Source organism: Mesorhizobium tianshanense (genome assembly GCF_007830515.1).
Classification (GTDB): domain Bacteria; phylum Pseudomonadota; class Alphaproteobacteria; order Rhizobiales; family Rhizobiaceae; genus Mesorhizobium; species Mesorhizobium tianshanense.
Genome location: NZ_VLKT01000147.1, coordinates 1 through 1,877, shown reverse-complemented (window position 1 = coordinate 1,877; position 1,877 = coordinate 1). Strand labels below are relative to the sequence as shown.

Sequence of the window (1,877 nt, the reverse complement as noted above, 5' to 3'; positions counted from 1 at the left end):
GTCACTCCCTGAACGCAAAAGGTAACTTTTGTCAGCCGATGGCGATTTCCCGTTGGAAGGCGATGACGTTTTTCCGGACGACGGTATCGTCGTGTGCATCGGGAGCGAGTGGCGGATGATGACGGTATCGTCGTCGACCAAGACGTCCTTGACCAGCAAGCGGACAATCCTCTGTCGGTCGCTGACGTCCAGCGATTGCGCCGATGCCCGTAATTTCTGGAGGAAGGCGGTCAGCGTCTCGGCGAGACGCAGGAATGTCATGCGATCGGCGGCCTGATCGCGGATCGCCTGCAATTCGGTGCGCATGGTCTGCTCGCGGGCACGCAGCTCCGGCATGCGACGGCGCAGTTCCTCCAGCGACAGGAGATCCTCCTGGTAGGCGGTCACCAACCGTTCCATGCTCTTGCTGACGCGCACGAGCTCCCGTTCGAGGGCCTCTTGCCGCCGTTTCGTCGGCTCGGCCGCACGGGCCGCGTCAAGACGCCGGTCGAGCTCGGCGCGGATCAGCGTGGGGTCCTCGATCAAGCGCATCACCTCCCGCCACACCACTTCATCGAGCAGATCCTGACGGATCGGCCGGCTGTCGCATACAGATCCGCCGAGATGGCGCCAGCTATCCGCCCCGAGGCAGCGGTAGTAGTGGATTTTGCGCGCCGACGTACGGGTCGATGTGCGTGATAGCGCGTAGCCGCATTTGCGGCAGGACACCAGCCCCTGCACGATGCTTGGTTCGATGGTCCGGCGCGGGGCGAAGCGCTTGTTGTCGGTCAGGCGTTCGGCCGCCAACGCGAAAGTTTCTTCCGTCACGATGGCGGGAACGGGCACTTCGATCCATTCCTCGCGCGGCCGCTCGTGCTGGCTGGTATTCTCGCTGAAGCCCGCCCGGCCCGACAAGCGGAACGGCTTCGTCACCTTCTGCCGCGGTGCGACCTGTGTCTTGCCGAAGCAGGCCGTTCCCTTGTAGGCGGGATTGCGTAACATCCCCCACACCACCGACCGTTCCCAGCGGGTGACGCGCCGGCGCGTCGGTAGTCCCATCTCGTTGAGAAGGCGAGCGAGGGCGCCAATGCTCAGGCCGCCGACCGTATAGTTCTCGAACACCAGTCGCACCACTTCCGCCTCGACTGCATCGACTTCATAGCGCGCCGGCGCGTCATTCGTCTTACGAATATACCGATAGCCGTAGGGCGCCCCACACAGCACGGAGACTTCGCCGGCCCTGGCCCGGTGGCGCTTGCCGCGCCGCGAGCGTTCGAGAATTTGGGCCCGTTCGTACTCGGCGATCATGCCTTGGAACTGCAGCATGAGCTGGTCTTCCGGGGTGCCGGAATGCGGCGCTTTGATGAAGACGGTCTCGACACCGTGACGAGCAAACTCCTCCGTCAAGAGAACCTGATAAGCATATTTTCTGCTCAACCGATCCGGGGAATGGATCAAGACAGCCTCGATGTGGCCCTCGGCCGCCAGGTCGCGCAATCTCTCCAGCCCCGGCCGCACCAGGCTGGCACCGCTGAACCCCGCGTCTTCCATGATCCATTCATCGGGCACGCTGAACCCTTGCTCGCGGGCGAACGCGACCAGCGCCGCCGTCTGGCTGGCAATCGTGTTGTCCTCCTTCTGCTGATCGGAGGACACCCGGGCATAGATCGCTGCGCACCTCATCGCTTCCCTCCCTTACCCGTGGACCCGCGCCGACGATGCGAACCCGCTCCGCAACCAGGATCCCGTAGACCTGTGCCAACTTGGCTGGCAGCAGGCGGTCAAAGACGGGCTCGAGAAGGACGCTGCGAACATCGCTCTCCCGCCGCTCAGCCATGGCCGTCGGCTTCGCCGAGAAACGCCCGAAGCGCCCGACCCACCATGGCGCTGATCGTCGT

General features: G+C 64.1%; 1 protein-coding gene. It reads right to left on the bottom strand.

What is annotated here, in order from left to right; all coding sequences use genetic code 11:
- The coding region (locus IQ26_RS38920) for a recombinase family protein (RefSeq protein ID WP_145723584.1) at window positions 1-1,662 on the bottom strand (1,662 nt) is incomplete at its 3' end.
- Window positions 1,663-1,877: the final 215 nt, after the last annotated feature.